This window comes from Rhodoferax saidenbachensis, from assembly GCF_001955715.1.
In the GTDB taxonomy this organism is placed as follows: domain Bacteria; phylum Pseudomonadota; class Gammaproteobacteria; order Burkholderiales; family Burkholderiaceae_C; genus Allorhodoferax; species Allorhodoferax saidenbachensis.
Window position 1 is genome coordinate 3,358,212 of sequence record NZ_CP019239.1, and the last position, 16,133, is coordinate 3,374,344.

Annotated in this window: 18 protein-coding genes; 9 read left to right on the forward strand and 9 right to left on the reverse strand. The window is 57.4% G+C overall.

Annotated elements, in window-relative coordinates; genetic code table 11:
• Positions 1-11: 11 nt before the first annotated feature.
• Positions 12-653 (reverse strand): lytic transglycosylase domain-containing protein, encoded by a 642-nt coding sequence (locus RS694_RS15990; RefSeq protein WP_029707437.1) that lies wholly within the window; start codon positions 651-653, stop codon positions 12-14.
• Positions 650-2,392, reverse strand: coding sequence for a proline--tRNA ligase (locus RS694_RS15995; protein WP_029707436.1), 1,743 nt, complete (start codon positions 2,390-2,392; stop codon positions 650-652). The genes RS694_RS15990 and RS694_RS15995 overlap by 4 nt, the downstream gene beginning before the upstream one ends.
• Before the next feature lie 91 nt (positions 2,393-2,483).
• On the opposite strand from RS694_RS15995, the gene RS694_RS16000 reads away from it, so the two are divergent.
• Positions 2,484-3,131 carry an RNA pyrophosphohydrolase gene (locus RS694_RS16000; RefSeq protein ID WP_029707434.1) on the forward strand — a complete coding sequence of 216 codons (648 nt, stop codon included), beginning with the start codon at positions 2,484-2,486 and terminating at the stop codon, positions 3,129-3,131.
• The gene (locus tag RS694_RS16005; RefSeq protein ID WP_051391852.1) at positions 3,121-3,648 is read left to right on the forward strand and encodes a CNP1-like family protein; all 528 of its coding nucleotides are present in this window, start codon (positions 3,121-3,123) and stop codon (positions 3,646-3,648) included. The genes RS694_RS16000 and RS694_RS16005 overlap by 11 nt, the downstream gene beginning before the upstream one ends.
• Positions 3,649-3,658: 10 nt before the next feature.
• Here the strand turns inward: RS694_RS16005 and proB are convergent, their stop codons facing one another.
• The 4 genes from proB to rplU form a co-directional block, all read right to left on the reverse strand.
• Positions 3,659-4,795 carry a glutamate 5-kinase gene (gene proB, locus RS694_RS16010; RefSeq protein ID WP_029707432.1) on the reverse strand — a complete coding sequence of 379 codons (1,137 nt, stop codon included), beginning with the start codon at positions 4,793-4,795 and terminating at the stop codon, positions 3,659-3,661.
• Positions 4,796-4,850: 55 nt separating this feature from the next.
• The gene (cgtA, locus tag RS694_RS16015) at positions 4,851-5,930 is read right to left on the reverse strand and encodes an Obg family GTPase CgtA (RefSeq protein ID WP_029707431.1); all 1,080 of its coding nucleotides are present in this window, start codon (positions 5,928-5,930) and stop codon (positions 4,851-4,853) included.
• A gap of 138 nt (positions 5,931-6,068) precedes the next feature.
• On the reverse strand, positions 6,069-6,329 hold the full coding sequence (gene rpmA / locus RS694_RS16020) for a 50S ribosomal protein L27 (protein WP_029707429.1): 261 nt from the start codon (positions 6,327-6,329) through the stop codon (positions 6,069-6,071).
• 12 nt (positions 6,330-6,341) lie between these two features.
• Entirely contained in the window at positions 6,342-6,656 is a 315-nt protein-coding gene (gene rplU / locus RS694_RS16025) for a 50S ribosomal protein L21 (RefSeq protein ID WP_029707428.1), read from the reverse strand.
• A gap of 206 nt (positions 6,657-6,862) precedes the next feature.
• Here rplU and RS694_RS16030 point away from each other — a divergent pair, with 206 nt between their 5' ends.
• The 7 genes from RS694_RS16030 (at position 6,863) to RS694_RS16060 (ending at position 13,451) form a co-directional block, all read left to right on the forward strand.
• Positions 6,863-7,792: a polyprenyl synthetase family protein gene (locus RS694_RS16030; RefSeq protein WP_081708612.1), complete on the forward strand. Its 930-nt coding sequence runs from the start codon at positions 6,863-6,865 to the stop codon at positions 7,790-7,792.
• A 228-nt stretch (positions 7,793-8,020) separates the two neighbouring features.
• A complete protein-coding gene (gene pilB / locus RS694_RS16035) occupies positions 8,021-9,754 on the forward strand; it encodes a type IV-A pilus assembly ATPase PilB (RefSeq protein ID WP_029707425.1) in 1,734 nt (577 codons plus the stop codon).
• 19 nt (positions 9,755-9,773) lie between these two features.
• Positions 9,774-10,991 carry a type II secretion system F family protein gene (locus RS694_RS16040; RefSeq protein ID WP_029707424.1) on the forward strand — a complete coding sequence of 406 codons (1,218 nt, stop codon included), beginning with the start codon at positions 9,774-9,776 and terminating at the stop codon, positions 10,989-10,991.
• The gene (locus tag RS694_RS16045) at positions 10,991-11,839 is read left to right on the forward strand and encodes a prepilin peptidase (protein WP_029707423.1); all 849 of its coding nucleotides are present in this window, start codon (positions 10,991-10,993) and stop codon (positions 11,837-11,839) included. Before RS694_RS16040 ends, RS694_RS16045 begins: the two co-directional genes overlap by 1 nt.
• Positions 11,840-11,853: 14 nt before the next feature.
• Positions 11,854-12,453, forward strand: coding sequence for a dephospho-CoA kinase (gene coaE, locus RS694_RS16050; RefSeq protein WP_029707422.1), 600 nt, complete (start codon positions 11,854-11,856; stop codon positions 12,451-12,453).
• A 22-nt stretch (positions 12,454-12,475) separates the two neighbouring features.
• Complete coding sequence (gene zapD / locus RS694_RS16055; protein ID WP_029707421.1) at positions 12,476-13,231, forward strand: cell division protein ZapD; 756 nt, start codon at positions 12,476-12,478, stop codon at positions 13,229-13,231.
• A 16-nt stretch (positions 13,232-13,247) separates the two neighbouring features.
• Positions 13,248-13,451, forward strand: a complete 204-nt coding sequence (locus tag RS694_RS16060) for a DNA gyrase inhibitor YacG (protein WP_076069821.1) — start codon at positions 13,248-13,250, stop codon at positions 13,449-13,451.
• A gap of 51 nt (positions 13,452-13,502) precedes the next feature.
• On the opposite strand, the gene RS694_RS16065 is transcribed toward RS694_RS16060, so the two are convergent.
• The 3 genes from RS694_RS16065 to argJ form a co-directional block, all read right to left on the reverse strand.
• Positions 13,503-13,991: an NUDIX domain-containing protein gene (locus tag RS694_RS16065; protein ID WP_029707420.1), complete on the reverse strand. Its 489-nt coding sequence runs from the start codon at positions 13,989-13,991 to the stop codon at positions 13,503-13,505.
• On the reverse strand, positions 13,988-14,815 hold the full coding sequence (locus tag RS694_RS16070) for an ATP-binding protein (RefSeq protein WP_420805931.1): 828 nt from the start codon (positions 14,813-14,815) through the stop codon (positions 13,988-13,990). The genes RS694_RS16065 and RS694_RS16070 overlap by 4 nt, the downstream gene beginning before the upstream one ends.
• Before the next feature lie 67 nt (positions 14,816-14,882).
• Positions 14,883-16,112, reverse strand: a complete 1,230-nt coding sequence (gene argJ / locus RS694_RS16075; protein ID WP_029707417.1) for a bifunctional glutamate N-acetyltransferase/amino-acid acetyltransferase ArgJ — start codon at positions 16,110-16,112, stop codon at positions 14,883-14,885.
• Positions 16,113-16,133: the final 21 nt, after the last annotated feature.

Consider the following 16,133-nt stretch of genomic DNA (forward strand, 5'->3'; position numbering starts at 1 on the left):
GCCGTTCACTTTTAGCCCGCGAAATCCCACGCGCGCTTGGCACCAAACACGGCATTGGGATAAGGCGCCTTGCCGCGTGAACCGTTGTAGCGACCCAGGGCCAGAAACAAATCACCGCGCTCGCGCTCCAGGTAGTGGCGCAGGATCACGCAGCCAAAGCGCAAATTGGTCTGCATGTGAAACAGCTTGCCGGGGTCACCATCACCCAGCACACGGGTCCAGAACGGCATAACCTGCATATAACCACGCGCACCCACGCTGCTCACCGCAAACTTGCGAAACGCACTCTCCACCTGGATCAGGCCCAACACCAACGCGGTGTCCAGCCCAGCACGTTTGCTCTCGTACCAGACGGTTTGCAAAAATTCCTTGCGGGTTTCCCAGTCGGGTTTGCGCTTCTTGAGCCGTTCGCTCATGGCGCCCAGCCAGCGCAGGTACTTCAGACGTGCTTCGGTATCGGCAAACTCAGGAATCGGTGGTGCGGAGTTGTGAATGGCCGAGCTCAGTGCGGTACGCACCGCGTCGACCAGAGGCTCTTCAATTTGTGCACCGGCATTGGCTTGCTCCTGAAACAGGAGCAGACTGCACCCACCCAGCAAGGACACAAGGCCTTTTCGCCTTGAAATATCCCTACAACCGTCCGGCAAGTTCATGCTTGGAGCTTGGAGCGGATCAGGCTGGCAATCTCGGCCACGGGTACCTTGGTCGCCTCGGCATCACGGCGGTGCTGGTACTCCACCACGCCTTCTTTCAGCGCACGGTCACCAATGGTCACGCGGTGCGGCACGCCAATCAGTTCCCAGTCTGCAAACATGGCGCCGGGGCGCTCGTTGCGGTCATCCAGAATCACGTCCACGCCGGCGGCCAATAGCTCGGCGTACAGCGTGTCGGCCGCGGCCTTCACGTCGGCAAAACGGTCCGGGCTGATGGGGCACAACACCACCGTGAAAGGCGCCAACGCGTCGGGCCAGATGATGCCCTTGTCGTCGTGGTTTTGCTCAATGGCTGCCGCTGGCAGGCGTGTGATGCCAATGCCGTAACAACCCATCTCCATGAATTGGGGTTTGCCGTTCACGTCTAGGAACGTGGCGTTCATGGCCTTGCTGTACTTCGTACCCAGGTAGAACACGTGGCCCACTTCAATACCGCGTTCAATGGCCAACACGCCTTTTCCATCGGGCGAGGCGTCGCCTGCCACTACATTGCGCAGGGCGGCCACGAAGTCGGGCTCGGGCAGGTCACGGCCCCAGTTGACGCCGCGGATGTGGAAGTCTTCTTCGTTGGCACCGCAAATCCAGTCGGCCATCACGGCCACATCGCGGTCGGCCACGATCTTGAGCGGCTGCTTCAAACCAATCGGCCCCAGGTACCCAGGCTTGCAGCCAAAGTGCGCTTCGATCTCGGGCACGGTCGCAAAACGAAAATCCGCCAGCCCGGGCAGCTTGCCCACCTTGACTTCGTTCATGTCATGGTCGCCGCGCAGCAGCAGCAGCCAGACCTGGGTCTTGGTCACATTGCCTTTTTCATCCAGCACGTCGGTGGACAACACCAGCGACTTGACGGTAGTAGACAACGGAACATTCAGCAGCGCGGCGACATCTTCGCAGGTGCTCTTGCCCGGTGTTGCTACTTTTTCCATAGCAGCTTGCGCAACAGCTCTGGGGGCTGCAGGCGCTAGAGCCTCTGCTTTTTCCATATTGGCCGCGTATTCGCTGCCAGGGCAGTAAACGATGGCATCTTCACCCGTAGCGGCAATCACCTGGAACTCTTCGGACAGGTCGCCACCAATAGCACCACTGTCGGCAGCCACGGCGCGGTAGCGCAGGCCAAAGCGGTCAAAAATCTTGCGGTAGGCGCCCGCCATCACCTGGTAACTGGCCTTGGCCGCATCCTGGTCGCGGTCAAAGCTGTAGGCGTCCTTCATGATGAACTCGCGCCCGCGCATCAGTCCAAAACGGGGGCGGCGTTCGTCGCGGAACTTGGTCTGGATCTGGTACAGATTCTTGGGCAGCTGTTTGTAGCTCTTGATTTCCTGGCGCGCAATGTCGGTTACCACCTCTTCGCTGGTGGGTTGCACCACATAGTCGCGGTCATGGCGGTCCTTGATGCGCAAAAGTTCAGGACCCATCTTGTCGAAACGGCCGGTTTCCTGCCACAGCTCGGCGGGCTGCACGACGGGCATGGTCAGTTCCACAGCGCCGGCACGGTTCATTTCCTCGCGCACGATGGCTTCGACTTTGCGGATCACACGCAGGCCCATGGGCATGTAGTTGTAAATGCCGGCACCCAGCTTCTTGATCATCCCGGCCCGCATCATGAGCTTGTGGCTGACGACTTCGGCGTCGGCAGGCGCTTCCTTGAGGGTGGAAATGAGAAATTGGGAGGCTTTCATGGACTGACTCTCTGACTGGAGAAGGCATCGCCCCTTGATACACCGCGCGTGCTGTGCATAATGAACGAAGTTTAAAAATTGGGGTTTGATTATGCTTGACCGGGACGGCTTTCGGCCCAACGTCGGCATCATCCTGCTCAACCAGAGAAATCAGGTATTTTGGGGCAAGCGCATACGAACCCACTCGTGGCAATTTCCGCAGGGTGGCATTGACCGGGGGGAGACTCCCGAGCAGGCCATGTTCCGTGAACTGCACGAAGAAGTGGGGCTCCAGCCGGAGCATGTTGCCGTTGTTGCCCGTACCCGAGACTGGTTGCGCTACGAGGTGCCAGACAGGTACATACGCCGCGACGCACGCGGCCACTATAAAGGTCAAAAACAGATCTGGTTCCTGCTCCAGTTGGTGGGGCACGACTGGGATCTGAACCTGCGTGCCACCGACCATCCAGAGTTCGACGCCTGGCGCTGGAACGATTATTGGGTACCGCTGGACGCCGTCGTGGAATTCAAGCGCGGTGTCTACGAAATGGCGCTGACCGAACTGGCGCGTTATCTGCCGCGGCAAGAGCCACGCAACCGCTACCTGCGCCATGGAAATGGCCCACGTCCACGCGACCAAGGTGCACTTGCCCAAGACACGGCACCGGGTTCCTTGATGGAATTACCACCCGGTGCCACTTTTGAACCGGATCCGGGGACCAATACCCCGGCCCATGAGAACCACAAACATGCGTTGTAAACAATGGTGGGCCACAGGGGCCCTGGTACTCGCAGCGGCGGGTTGTTTTGCGCAACCGCAGCGTCGCCCACCGGAGCCTGCCGAATGGGTGGAGGAAAGCGCGCCTGCCGCTCCTGTGTTCTCCAAAGAACAGTTGATCCCCATTGATATGCCACACCATGTCAGTGTCAAAGTGGGGATAGACCCCAACACCTTGGCTGTGGGTGGGGACGGTGTGGTGCGCTACGTCGTGGTAATGACCAACGCCACAGGAACCGTGAATGCAGCCTATGAAGGCATTCGGTGCGCCACCGACGAAGTGAAAACCTATGCGCGTTACAGCGCATCAGGCGAATGGAAGCCCGTTGCTGAGCCCAAATGGCAAAGCATCACGGACAACCTTCCTTCAAAACATGCGTTCACCCTTGCTCGGCAAGGAGCATGCGAAAACCGCTTGTCCAGCAGTAAAGATGAAGTAATCCGCGCGTTGAAGCAAAAAAGCAAGCCCGCACCCGGCCTGACGCACCCGACGATGTGAACGCGACGGCCTAACGCGTCAGTACCAGATTGTCCCGGTGCAGCATCTCGGGCTCTGCGGCATAACCCAGCAATTTTTCGAACTCGCTGGACGCTTTGCGGCATAACAAACGTGCTTCCGCGCTGGAGTAATTGGCCAGCCCCCGCGCAAATTCCACGCCGCTGTCATCACGCACAGCAATCACATCCCCACGCGAAAAATCCCCCTCGACCTGCAACATGCCGATGGGCAACAGGCTTTTGCCTTCTTCACGCAATTTGGCGGCTGCCCCGGCATCCACAGTGACCGCACCACGCAACTGCAGGTGATCGGCCATCCACTGCTTGCGGGCCTGGGTTTTCTGGGTTTGCGCCACCAGCAAAGTGCCAATGGCTTCGCCTTGCGTCAACCGGATCAGGGCATCTGGCTCCCTGCCCCAGGCAATCACTGTAGAAGCACCCGACCCCGCCGCCCGCTTGGCGGCCAGTATTTTGGTAATCATGCCGCCACGGCCAATGCTGGAACCGGCGCCACCAGCCATCACTTCCAATGCGGGATCACCCGCAGGCGCTTCGTCCACAAATTGGGCACCTGGGTCTTTGCGTGGGTCGGCCGTGAACAGCCCTTTCTGGTCCGTGAGGATGACCAACGCGTCGGCTTCCACCAGATTGGCCACCAGCGCACCCAGGGTGTCGTTGTCGCCAAATTTGATTTCATCGTTAACCACCGTGTCGTTCTCGTTGATCACGGGGACCACACCGAGCTTGAGCAGGGTCAGCAAGGTAGAGCGGGCGTTGAGGTAACGCTCGCGATCGGCCAGATCCGCGTGGGTCAACAGCACCTGGGCACTGCCCAGGCCGTTGAGGCGCAGCTTGGTCTCGTACATCTGGGCCAGGCCCATCTGACCAACCGCGGCGGCCGCTTGCAATTCCTGAATCGCATGGGGACGCGTCGTCCAGCCGAGGCGCTTCATGCCCTCCGCAATGGCACCGCTGGATACCATGATGACTTCGCGTCCATCACGGATGAGGTGTGCCAACTGGCGACTCCATTCGCCAATCGCCTGCTCATCCAGCCCACGGCCCTCATTGGTAACCAAGCTGGAGCCCACCTTGATCACAATGCGTTTGGCATCGCGCAATATAGGGGAACTGGATTTTTTAATCATTTTGGCCTGTAGCCCTTAAGCAGACTGCGCAAGCAGCTACTATTTTTATAGCGTTTTAACCTGGGGTGTCGGTAGGCTGATCCATAAAGCGGGGGTCAACCTCCACGTGAGGTTGCTCCGCCACCTGTTGGGCCTTGACGTGTTTGTAGATGGCCTTGATCAGAGGCTCGCAACCCTCGCGGGTCAAAGCCGAGATTTCAAACACAGGGCCTTTGAACTTGAAGCGTTTTACAAAGTCCTTGATCAACTCTGCGCGCGCATCGTTGTCCACCATGTCCAACTTGTTCAACACCAACCAGCGTGGTTTTTTGTGCAGGTTTTCGTCGTACTTTTTCAATTCGTTGACGATCGCCTTAGCCTGCGCCACGGTGTCCACACCGTCGTCAAACGGCGCCATGTCCACCACGTGCAGCAATAGGCGGGTACGTTGCAGATGACGCAGGAACAGATGTCCGAGGCCAGCCCCTTCCGAGGCACCTTCAATCAGGCCCGGCAGATCGGCGACGACAAAGCTTTGTTCGGGGCCAACGCGCACCACACCCAGATTGGGGTGCAATGTGGTGAAGGGATAGTCTGCAATCCGGGGGCGCGCGTTGGAAATGGCGGTAATCAGCGTAGATTTACCAGCATTGGGCATGCCCAGCAGTCCCACATCCGCCAGAACCTTCAGTTCCAGCTTCAGGTTTTTCTTTTCGCCGGGCCAGCCCGGTGTTTTTTGGCGCGGTGCGCGGTTGATGGCACTCTTGAAGCGAAGATTACCGAAACCGCCGTCGCCACCCTTGGCGATGGTGATGACCTCACCGGGAACCAGCAGTTCGTACAACACTTCACCGGTCTCAGCATCGGTAATGATGGTGCCCACAGGCATCTTCAACGTGATGTCATCGCCCGCGGCCCCGAACATGTCGGAGCCCATGCCGTGCTCGCCGCGCTTGGCATCATGGCGACGGGAAAACCGAAAATCCACCAAGGTATTGAGATTGGGATCTGCAACCGCAAAAACGTGACCGCCACGGCCGCCGTCCCCTCCATTGGGACCGCCAAATTCCTTGTATTTCTCATGGCGGAACGAGACACAGCCCGCCCCGCCGTCTCCGGCGGAGATATCGATATAGGCTTCGTCAACGAACTTCATGGTGCTACTTTACTAGATGACAAGCTGCTTGCAGCTTGCGTTGTAGGCTCACTTCGCAAAGCGAAGTTAAACGCAGTGGGCCGGAAACAAAAAACCCCGCGCTGAGGGCGCAGGGTTTCTCGGGGAGCACGGTGCAGATTACGCTGCAGCCGTCACGCTCACGGTGTGCTTGTTCAGCGCGCCTTTGACGGCGAACGACACGTGGCCGTCTACCAGTGCAAACAGGGTGTGATCCACGCCAATACCGACATTGTTGCCGGGATGGAACTTGGTACCGCGCTGGCGCACGATGATGGAACCGGCGCTGATCAACTCACCGCCGAAAGCCTTCACACCGAGCATCTTGGGCTTGGAATCGCGCCCGTTTCGCGTAGAGCCGCCGCCTTTTTTCTGTGCCATGACCTGGTGTCCTTAAGCAGTAGTAATAGCGCCGATTTGCAGTTCAGTGAACTGCTGACGGTGACCTTGACGTTTCTGATAGTGCTTGCGACGACGCATTTTGAAAATGCGCACTTTGTCGTGCTTGCCGTGAGAAATTACTGTGACCGTAACGGTCGCGCCGGACACCAGGGGTGTGCCAACCTTCAATTCAGCGCCGTTACCGACCGCCAGAACTTCGTTGAACACAATTTCCTGGCCTACGTCCGCAGCAATCTGTTCTACTTTAATTTTTTCGCCGGCAGCAACGCGATATTGCTTACCGCCGGTTTTTATGACCGCGTACATGTTGACCTCTTCAATTTAGCTCGTGCGAACGAATTTTCGCAGAGCCCATGAGTATATCACCTTCTGCCGAAATGTCCAAACCCACCTATCGACCGCAGTAACTACCTGCCGTAGCTTCCTATAATTGCGCCATAACAAACCGGTTTACTGCCTTGCAAGTCACTTCACCAAGCTCCTCGACAGGGCTTTCCATCGTCGAAGCGGATATGCGCCAGGTCGACCAGGTCATCACCCAGAGGTTGGACTCTGGTGTCCCCTTGGTCGGCAGTGTGTCCCAATACATCATCGCCGCGGGGGGGAAGCGCCTGCGTCCCGCCTTGCTACTGTTATGTTGTGGCGCTTTGGGATACCAGGGTACACAGCGCTTCAACATGGCAGCCGTTGTAGAGTTCATCCACACAGCCACACTGTTACACGACGATGTGGTCGATGATTCCGAACTACGACGCGGTCGTGCCACCGCCAACGCGAAGTTTGGCAACCCTGCCAGCGTATTGGTAGGTGACTTTCTATACTCCCGGGCCTTTCAGATGATGGTGGACGCCCAAAGCATGCGCATCATGCAAGTGCTAGCCGATGCCACCAATGTAATCGCCGAGGGAGAGGTGATGCAATTGATGAATATGCACAATGCAGCGCTGGATGAAGCTGGCTATCTGCAGGTCATTCGTTCCAAAACAGCCAAACTTTTCGAAGCCAGCGCGCGCGTAGGCGCCATTCTTGCGGGAGCATCGCCTGGTCTGGAAACGGCGTGTGCCGACTACGGACAGGCACTGGGCACGGCATTTCAGGTGATTGACGACGTACTGGACTACACCGGTGACGCCCAGGTGATGGGGAAAAACCTGGGCGATGATCTGCGTGAAGGCAAAACAACATTACCACTGATTGCAGCCATGCAACGGGGCACGCCACAGGAGCGTGCTGACATACAGAAAGCCATTGAGACCGGCGATGTCTCCATGCTGGAAAGCGTCATCACCATTGTCAAAAAGACCGGTGCGCTGGAAGTTGCTCGCTCGGCCGCCTTGCAGGAAGCGCAACGTGCAATCGCCGCCGCCAAGCTTCTCCCCGAAGGCCCACACACGGATTGTTTGATCACACTAGGCTCTCAGTTACTCGAGAGAAACAATTGATTGAATTCGCCTCAAAGCGATTGAAGTGACCAACGTAGCGTAACCTGCGCCCGGCGAAACGCGGAGTGTGGACGCCAAGGCATGGAGCACAGCACCTCTCGCTCCCCGGCCTCTCTTGAGGGTGTTGTCATTCAGCTTCTACCAAGTGCAACAAGCTGTCCTTTCGATTTACATTGGCTTGTCAATCGGCGATGATGTGCCGATTGCATCGTATAAGCTTATTGGGCCATGGTAGCTGTAGACACTCTTTTGCGTGATTCCAATCCTATTGCTCTACCCGGGTTAGGGCGCGCCTTGGTTGCAGCAGGGAAGTTGGGACAAAAGTCAGCAGAAGAGATATACCGCAAGGCTCTGTCCAGCAAAAACAGCTTCATTGCAGAACTCGTCGGCTCGGGCGCAGTATCTGCCTCTGACTTAGCCCACACCTTGTCCACTGCATTTGCGGCCCCGTTGGTAGATCTTGATGCAATTGACTCCCAGCGACTCCCCAAGGGCTTACTGGACGGGAAAATATGCCATGACTACCGGGTCGTGGTACTGAGCAAACGCAATAACCGGCTGATAGTCGCTACAGCGGATCCATCAGATCAAGCTGCAGCGGAAAAGATCAAATTCTCGACGCAAATGGGCGTTGACTGGGTCATTGCCGAATACGACAAATTATCCAAACTGGCGGAAGCCAGCGCGGTGACCGCCACCGAAGCGATGGAAGACATCATCGGTGGAGACTTTGAGTTTGATGAAAATGCCGCAGAGGCAGTTACTGAGAACGCCCAGACCAATGTCGCCGAGGTAGAGGACGCACCGGTCGTGCGCTTCCTCCACAAAATGTTGATGGATGCCTTCAGCATGCGGGCCTCAGATCTTCATTTCGAACCCTATGAGCACACCTATCGGGTGCGTTTTCGCATTGATGGTGAGCTGCGTGAAATAGCGAGCCCGCCCATTGCCATCAAGGACAAGCTGGCCTCCCGGATCAAAGTCATCTCCCGCATGGACATTTCGGAGAAGCGTGTTCCCCAGGACGGCCGGATGAAACTCAAGGTCGGACCAGACCGCGTCATCGATTTTCGTGTCAGTACCCTGCCGACCCTCTTCGGCGAGAAAATCGTCATCCGGATTCTGGATCCCAGCAGCGCAAAACTCGGCATTGATGCCCTAGGTTATGAACCGGAAGAGAAAGAGCGCCTACTCAAGGCCGTCGGACGCCCTTACGGAATGATCTTGGTAACCGGTCCCACGGGCTCCGGCAAAACGGTATCGCTTTACACCTGTCTAAATTTGCTAAACCAGCCGGGCGTGAACATTGCCACGGCGGAAGACCCCTCGGAAATCAACTTACCGGGCGTAAACCAGGTCAATGTCAACGAAAAAGCGGGCCTGACTTTTGCTGCTGCTTTGAAGTCATTTCTGCGCCAGGATCCGGACATCATCATGGTCGGCGAAATTCGGGATCTGGAAACGGCGGATATTTCCATCAAGGCTGCGCAAACCGGGCATCTGGTGCTGTCCACCCTGCACACCAACGATGCCCCTACCACCTTGACACGCATGCGCAATATGGGCATTGCGCCGTTCAATATTGCGTCCAGCGTTATTCTGATTACTGCACAACGCCTTGCACGTCGACTTTGCCCCAACTGTAAGGCACCGGTCGAAATACCTCGTAATGCTCTGCTGGATGCGGGCTTTGAAGAAAAGGAGCTCGACGGAACCTGGAAGACTTACCATCCGGTCGGATGCTCCATGTGCAACAACGGCTACAAGGGGCGCGTTGGCATTTACCAAGTAATGCCCATCAGCGATGAGATCCAGCGCATCATTTTGCGAGACGGTAGCGCGATGGACATTGCTGCACAAGCCAAAGCAGAAGGCGTTCGCTCTTTGCGACAATCCGGACTGCACAAAGTAAAACAAGGCCTGACTTCATTGGAAGAAGTCCTGGCAGTGACCAACGAATAGCGACAATCCAGGGAAATTTATGGCAACGGCAAAACCTGCGGACAACAAAGACGTTGTATTTGAATGGGAAGGCAAGGATCGCAACGGAAAACAGGTGCGTGGCGAAATACGTGCAGCTGGCGAGAACCAGGTCAAGGCATCCTTGCGTCGTCAAGGCGTCACCCCAACCAAAATCAAAAAGCGCCGCATGCGCTCTGGCAAATCGATCAAGCCCAAGGATTTGGCGATCTTCACGCGTCAGCTCGCGACCATGATGAAAGCTGGCGTGCCTCTGCTTCAGGCTTTTGATATTGTGGGCCGTGGCAACCCCAATCCCAGCGTAACCAAGTTGCTCAACGATATCCGTACCGATGTAGAGACTGGTACATCTCTGAGTACAGCGTTTCGCAAGTACCCCATTTATTTCGACAACCTTTACTGCAATCTGGTCGAGGCAGGGGAATCTGCGGGTATCTTGGACGCCTTATTGGACCGGCTTGCGGTCTACATGGAAAAGACAGAGGCCATCAAGTCCAAAATCAAATCAGCGCTGATGTACCCCATCACGGTACTGATCGTGGCTTTTGTAGTGGTCGCGGTGATCATGATTTTTGTAATTCCCTCCTTCAAGCAGGTGTTCACGTCTTTTGGCGGAGAACTCCCTGCCCCAACGTTAATGGTAATGGCTATGAGCGAGTTCTTTATCAGCTATTGGTACCTGATTTTTGGCGGCTTAGGCGGGGGCGTGTACTTCTTTTTGCAAGCTTGGAAACGCGACGAAAGAGTGCAAGCTGTTATGGACCGCATCATGCGCAAGTTGCCCATTTTTGGGGTTCTCGTAGAGAAGTCGTGCATTGCACGCTGGACCCGGACACTCTCCACCATGTTTGCGGCTGGCGTGCCTCTTGTAGAGGCCCTTGACTCGGTAGGAGGGGCCGCTGGCAATATTGTGTACCAGGAAGCCACCCTCAAAATACAGCAGGAGGTATCCACCGGGACCGCACTCACCGCCGCAATGACAAATGCCAACCTATTCCCCTCCATGGTTTTGCAGATGTGCGCTATTGGAGAAGAGTCCGGCTCCATAGACCACATGTTAGGCAAGGCTGCAGACTTTTACGAGGCTGAAGTCGATGACATGGTGGCAGGTATATCTAGCTTGATGGAGCCCATCATTATTGTGGTCTTGGGCACAGTCATTGGCGGCATCGTGGTCGCCATGTACCTGCCTATTTTCAAGTTGGGGCAAGTCGTTTAATGTCCGTGGAATTGCAATGGCTCGCCGCATCATTGGCGGGCATTTTGGGACTATTGATCGGTAGCTTCCTCAATGTCGTGATTTATCGGCTGCCCAAGATGATGGAAAGGCAATGGGCTGCAGAATGCGCCGAGCTGTCCGGAAAAGCTCAAGAACCGGAAGAGGCATCTTTCAATTTGATGCTGCCCCGCTCGCGCTGTCCGCATTGCTCACGCCAGATTCGCTGGTTTGAAAATATTCCCGTTATTAGTTATCTGGCTCTCCGCGGAAAATGCGCGTCCTGCAAGGCACCTATCAGCCCGCGCTACCCCCTCGTCGAAATAGCCACAGGAGCCCTATTCTTCTTCTGCGTATGGCAATGGGGCGCCACCATGACCGGTGTGGCGTGGTGTGTGTTTGCGGCAGCACTCTTGGCATTGGCCTTGATTGATTGGGACACCACGCTCCTACCCGACGACATCACGCTTCCTTTGCTTTGGCTTGGCCTGGTGGCTGCCAGCTTGCGCTGGATTCCCGTCGATCTAAATTCGGCCTTGTGGGGCGCCATTGCGGGTTATCTGTCGTTGTGGTCGGTGTATTGGGCGTTCAAGCTGGTCACCGGCAAGGAAGGCATGGGCTACGGGGACTTCAAGTTGTTTGCGGCCCTGGGCGTCTGGTTTGGTTGGCAAACGCTGATCCCCATGATATTGCTGGCATCCGTCATCGGTGCTGTGGTGGGCATCGCCATGAAGTTTGCCAGCCAACTGCGCGAAGGAGGTTATGTGCCGTTTGGGCCTTTCCTGGCCGGTGCGGGACTGACGGCTTTGATAGGGGGGCCAGCCCCACTGCGGCACTTCGTCGGTCTTTGATCGGGGCATAAAACGTGGTTCTACTGGGTTTGACCGGTGGCATTGGAAGCGGGAAAAGCACGGTGACCACGCTGATGGCCAAACACGGCGCTTCCGTGATTGATGCAGATGCCATCTCACGCGCCACGACGGTACCCAACGGGGCAGCCATTGCGGCCATCTCGCAAACCTTCGGCGCAGACTTTATTACTGTACAAGGCTCGCTTGATCGGGACCGCATGCGCGACTTGGTGTTTTCCGATCCGCAAGCCAAAGCACGGCTGGAAAGCATCGTGCACCCGCTGGTGGGAGTGGAAATCGCCCGCCAGACACAAGCGGCCGAGGAGGCAGGTAGCCTTTGCACCGTGTTTGATATCCCATTGCTGGTGGAATCCAAGCACTGGCGTAAAAGCCTGGACTGCATTCTGGTTGTGGACTGCACCCGCGAAACACAGATCGCACGGGTCGCCTCGCGCAACGGACTGGATGCAGAAGAGATAGAGAAAATCCTGCGCGGCCAAAGCCCACGTACTCAACGCCTGCAAGCCGCCGACATGGTCCTGTTCAACGATGGCATTGACATGGCGCAATTGGGCTTGCTGGTAGGGCAAATTGCGCGCCAGTTCGGGCTATGATGCGCGCACCGGAAAAATCAGCGTGATCCTTTACGAATACCCCTTCAACGAGCGCATTCGCACCTATTTGCGGTTGGAGCACCTGTTCCTTCGGCTGGCTGAGTTGATGTCGCGCTCCGATCCGCTGGACCACCATTTCGCGCTCGCTACCATTTTTGAAGTGATGGACGTTGGCGCCCGTGCCGACCTCAAGTCGGATGTACTTCGGGATCTGGACAAACAAAAACAGATCCTCAACAGCTACCGCGGCAACCCGGCCATTGCCGAGAGCGTGCTGGACAAGGTGATTGCGCAGCTCGAAAGCAACTTCAGCGCGCTCAATGGCCTGGCCGGCAAAGCGGGGCAATCCCTCACCGAAAACGACTGGCTCATGAGCATCCGCAGCCGTGTCGGGATTCCGGGAGGAACCTGCGAGTTTGACCTGCCGGCCTATTTCGCCTGGCAACACCGTAGCCCTGACGTACGCCAGCTTGATTTACAACGCTGGGCATCCACGCTGGCACCACTGGCCGAATCGATCCATCTTCTGTTGAAAATGCTGCGTGACTCGGGTTCTCCCCAAAAAGTCATTGCGGTGGGTGGTCAGTTCCAGCAAAACCTGCCACAAGGTCGTACCTTCCAGCTGCTGCGCCTGGCACTTGACCCTACGCTCGAAGTAATTCCCGAAATCAGCGGCAATCGCCTGATGGTGTCCATCCGCCTGATGCGCCACGAAGCGGATGACCGTCTGCATGCCAGCAATGAAGACGGCGCTTTCGAGCTGACACTCTGTTCCTGAATCCGGGACTGCAGCCATGGATTCACAGACACGTCCGAAGATCGTCCGCTGCCCCCAATGTGGCGGGGACAGTGTTTACGCCACCAGTAATCTCTACCGCCCCTTCTGCAGCGAGCGTTGCAAGAACGTGGATTTTGGTGCGTGGGCTAGCGAGACGTTCAGGGTCCCGACCGAGGCCCCACCCGAATCAGAGTTGTTTGGCGACCCTAAACTGCAGTAGTGCCCAGCACTTTTTCAGCCTCATTTTTGAATGAAATAGGGCTCTAGCCCTTTATGAGCCTGCGTAAGCAGCTACAAAATGTGTAGCGCCTGAGTGCTTGCGCTCCTGCGCAAACCAGTCCAGCACGGGCACCGTTCCTGGCAAAACAGGCTGCACCGCAACCGGTAACTGCTCCCAGGCACAGGATTGCGCCTCACGCATCTGCAACTCTCCCGACCATTCAAACACTTTGCAGAAGTGCAGACGCACCAGTGCGTGGGGGTAGTCCACCAGCTCCACTTTCCACGGCGTTACCGCGCCGATGGTGATGCCGATTTCTTCCTGCAATTCACGGCGCAAGGCCTGCTCCACGGTTTCACCCGCCTCCAGCTTACCGCCCGGAAATTCCCAATAGCCTGCATACGCCTTGCCCTCGGGCCGGGAGGTCAGCAAGAAAGCGCCATCATCACGCACCAAGACACCCACAGCGACTTCCACGGCCTTGCGGTCCGGGCCACCATCACGTGCAGCGCCGGGGTCGGCCACCAAGGGTTCACTCATACCGGATCACGTCCCACAAAGTCTTTGGCAAATTGATAGGCCACGCGACCGCTGCGCGAACCACGCTCCAGTGCCCACAACAAGGCATCAGCGCGGGCTGCTGCAATGCGCTCCTGGGCAATGCCCAGAGCGCCCAACCACTGGGCCACGATGGTCAAGTATTCGTCCTGGCTGAACGGGTAAAAGCTCACCCACAGGCCAAAACGCTCGGACAGTGAAATCTTTTCTTCCACGCCCTCACCCGGATGCACCTCACCGTCTTCGGTGTGCTTGTAGGTCAGGTTCTCGGACATGTACTCGGGAAGCAAGTGGCGGCGGTTGCTGGTCGCGTAGATCAGCACATTGGGTGTGGCGGCCGCCACGGAGCCGTCGAGCACCGACTTGAGTGCCTTGTAACCCGCTTCACCTTCGTCAAAGCTCAGGTCATCGCAGAACACAATGAACTTCTCGGGCCGCTGGGCGACGAGCTCCACAATTTCGGTCAGGTCGATCAGATCGGCCTTGTCCACCTCGATCAAACGCAATCCTTGGGCCGCATAGGTGTGCAGGCAGGCACGGATCAGCGACGACTTGCCGGTACCCCGTGCGCCGGTCAGCAGCACATTGTTGGCCGTGGCGCCACGCACAAACTGAGCAGTATTGCGCTGGATCTTTTCTTTCTGATCGTCAATCTCTTTCAGATCGTCCAGCGACATGGCGCCCACATGCTGCACCGGCGTGATCACGCCCTGGCCGGAGCGGCGACGGCGGTAACGAAAGGCGATGGAGGCGTTCCAGTCCGGCTGCTCCACGCCGTGGGGCAAAGAGGCCTCCACCCGGGCCATGAACAGTTCTGCGCGTGCCAGAAAGCTGGCCAACTCTTTGGTCAGGGTATCGGTCATGGGGCGTCGCTCAGGAGCGGTAGTCGGCGTTGATGGTGACGTATTCGTGGCTGAAATCACAGGTCCACACGGTCTCGGTGGCAGTTCCGCGGCCCAAGCCTACACGCACGGTGATTTCGCTTTGCTTCATCACGCGCTGGCCATCTTCTTCGCGGTAAGTCGGATTGCGCCCACCACGCGTGGCCACGTGTACGTCGTCCAAATACAGCTCAATGCCCGTCTGATCCAGATCGTCAATACCGGCATAACCCACGGCCGCCAGAATGCGACCCAGGTTGGGGTCGCTGGCATAGAACGCGGTTTTGACCAAGGGCGAGTGCGCAATTGCATAGGCCACTTTGCGGCACTCTTCAGCCGTGCGACCACCGTCCACCTGCACGGTGATGAACTTGGTGGCACCTTCGCCATCGCGCACGATGGCTTGTGCAAGATTGCGCGCCACTTCCAGCATTGCGGTCTTCAGGGCGCGGCCGTCGGGGCCGTCCAGGGATTCCACAGGCGTGTGCCCCGCCCGATTGGTAGCAATCACCACCAGGGAGTCGTTGGTAGAGGTATCGCCGTCCACGGTCACGCGGTTGAACGAGCCTTCGGCGAGTTCCAGCGACAACTGTTTCATGAGGTTTTGGTTGACGCATGCATCGGTGGCGATGAAGCCCAACATGGTGGCCATGTTCGGACGAATCATGCCCGCACCCTTGCTGATACCTGTAATGCTGACCGTCTTGCCGCCCAATACGACCTGCGCACCAAAAGCCTTGGGCGCGGTGTCGGTGGTCATGATGCCTTCCGCTGCCCGCAGCCAGTTGCCTGGCTTGGCATCGGCCAGCGCGGCATCCAGACCCGCAATGATGCGGTCATCCGGCAGCGGCTCCATGATCACGCCCGTAGAAAACGGCAGGATCTGTTCCACGTTGATACTGAGCTTCTGGGCCAAAGCCACACAGGTCTTGCGCGCACGCGCCAGGCCATCGGCACCGGTACCGGCATTGGCATTCCCGGTATTGATCAGCAGGGCACGCATAGCCTGGCCCGTCGCCAGGTGATCCCGGCACATCTGCACAGGGGCCGCGCAAAAACGGTTGGAAGTGAAAACGCCGGAAACACTGGCGCCTTCCTCCAACAAAACCACGGTCAGGTCTTTGCGCCCTACCTTGCGCACGCCAGCTTCTGCCACACCGATACGCATACCGGCAATGGGAAATAGCTTTTCCAGATCAGGAGGAGGAAGATTGACGGGCATGGTTATGCCTCCCGACGAGCC

Bases quoted from the DNA above. Each gene is read 5' to 3' on its own strand.
- RS694_RS15990 (WP_029707437.1), bottom strand. From the start codon at position 653: ATGAACTTGCCGGACGGTTGTAGGGATATTTCAAGGCGAAAAGGCCTT.
- RS694_RS15995 (WP_029707436.1), bottom strand. From the start codon at position 2,392: ATGAAAGCCTCCCAATTTCTCATTTCCACCCTCAAGGAAGCGCCTGCC.
- RS694_RS16000 (WP_029707434.1), top strand. From the start codon at position 2,484: ATGCTTGACCGGGACGGCTTTCGGCCCAACGTCGGCATCATCCTGCTC.
- RS694_RS16005 (WP_051391852.1), top strand. From the start codon at position 3,121: ATGCGTTGTAAACAATGGTGGGCCACAGGGGCCCTGGTACTCGCAGCG.
- proB (WP_029707432.1), bottom strand. From the start codon at position 4,795: ATGATTAAAAAATCCAGTTCCCCTATATTGCGCGATGCCAAACGCATT.
- cgtA (WP_029707431.1), bottom strand. From the start codon at position 5,930: ATGAAGTTCGTTGACGAAGCCTATATCGATATCTCCGCCGGAGACGGC.
- rpmA (WP_029707429.1), bottom strand. From the start codon at position 6,329: ATGGCACAGAAAAAAGGCGGCGGCTCTACGCGAAACGGGCGCGATTCC.
- rplU (WP_029707428.1), bottom strand. From the start codon at position 6,656: ATGTACGCGGTCATAAAAACCGGCGGTAAGCAATATCGCGTTGCTGCC.
- RS694_RS16030 (WP_081708612.1), top strand. From the start codon at position 6,863: ATGCGCCAGGTCGACCAGGTCATCACCCAGAGGTTGGACTCTGGTGTC.
- pilB (WP_029707425.1), top strand. From the start codon at position 8,021: ATGGTAGCTGTAGACACTCTTTTGCGTGATTCCAATCCTATTGCTCTA.
- RS694_RS16040 (WP_029707424.1), top strand. From the start codon at position 9,774: ATGGCAACGGCAAAACCTGCGGACAACAAAGACGTTGTATTTGAATGG.
- RS694_RS16045 (WP_029707423.1), top strand. From the start codon at position 10,991: ATGTCCGTGGAATTGCAATGGCTCGCCGCATCATTGGCGGGCATTTTG.
- RS694_RS16060 (WP_076069821.1), top strand. From the start codon at position 13,248: ATGGATTCACAGACACGTCCGAAGATCGTCCGCTGCCCCCAATGTGGC.
- RS694_RS16065 (WP_029707420.1), bottom strand. From the start codon at position 13,991: ATGAGTGAACCCTTGGTGGCCGACCCCGGCGCTGCACGTGATGGTGGC.
- RS694_RS16070 (WP_420805931.1), bottom strand. From the start codon at position 14,815: ATGGCCCGGGTGGAGGCCTCTTTGCCCCACGGCGTGGAGCAGCCGGAC.
- argJ (WP_029707417.1), bottom strand. From the start codon at position 16,112: ATGCCCGTCAATCTTCCTCCTCCTGATCTGGAAAAGCTATTTCCCATT.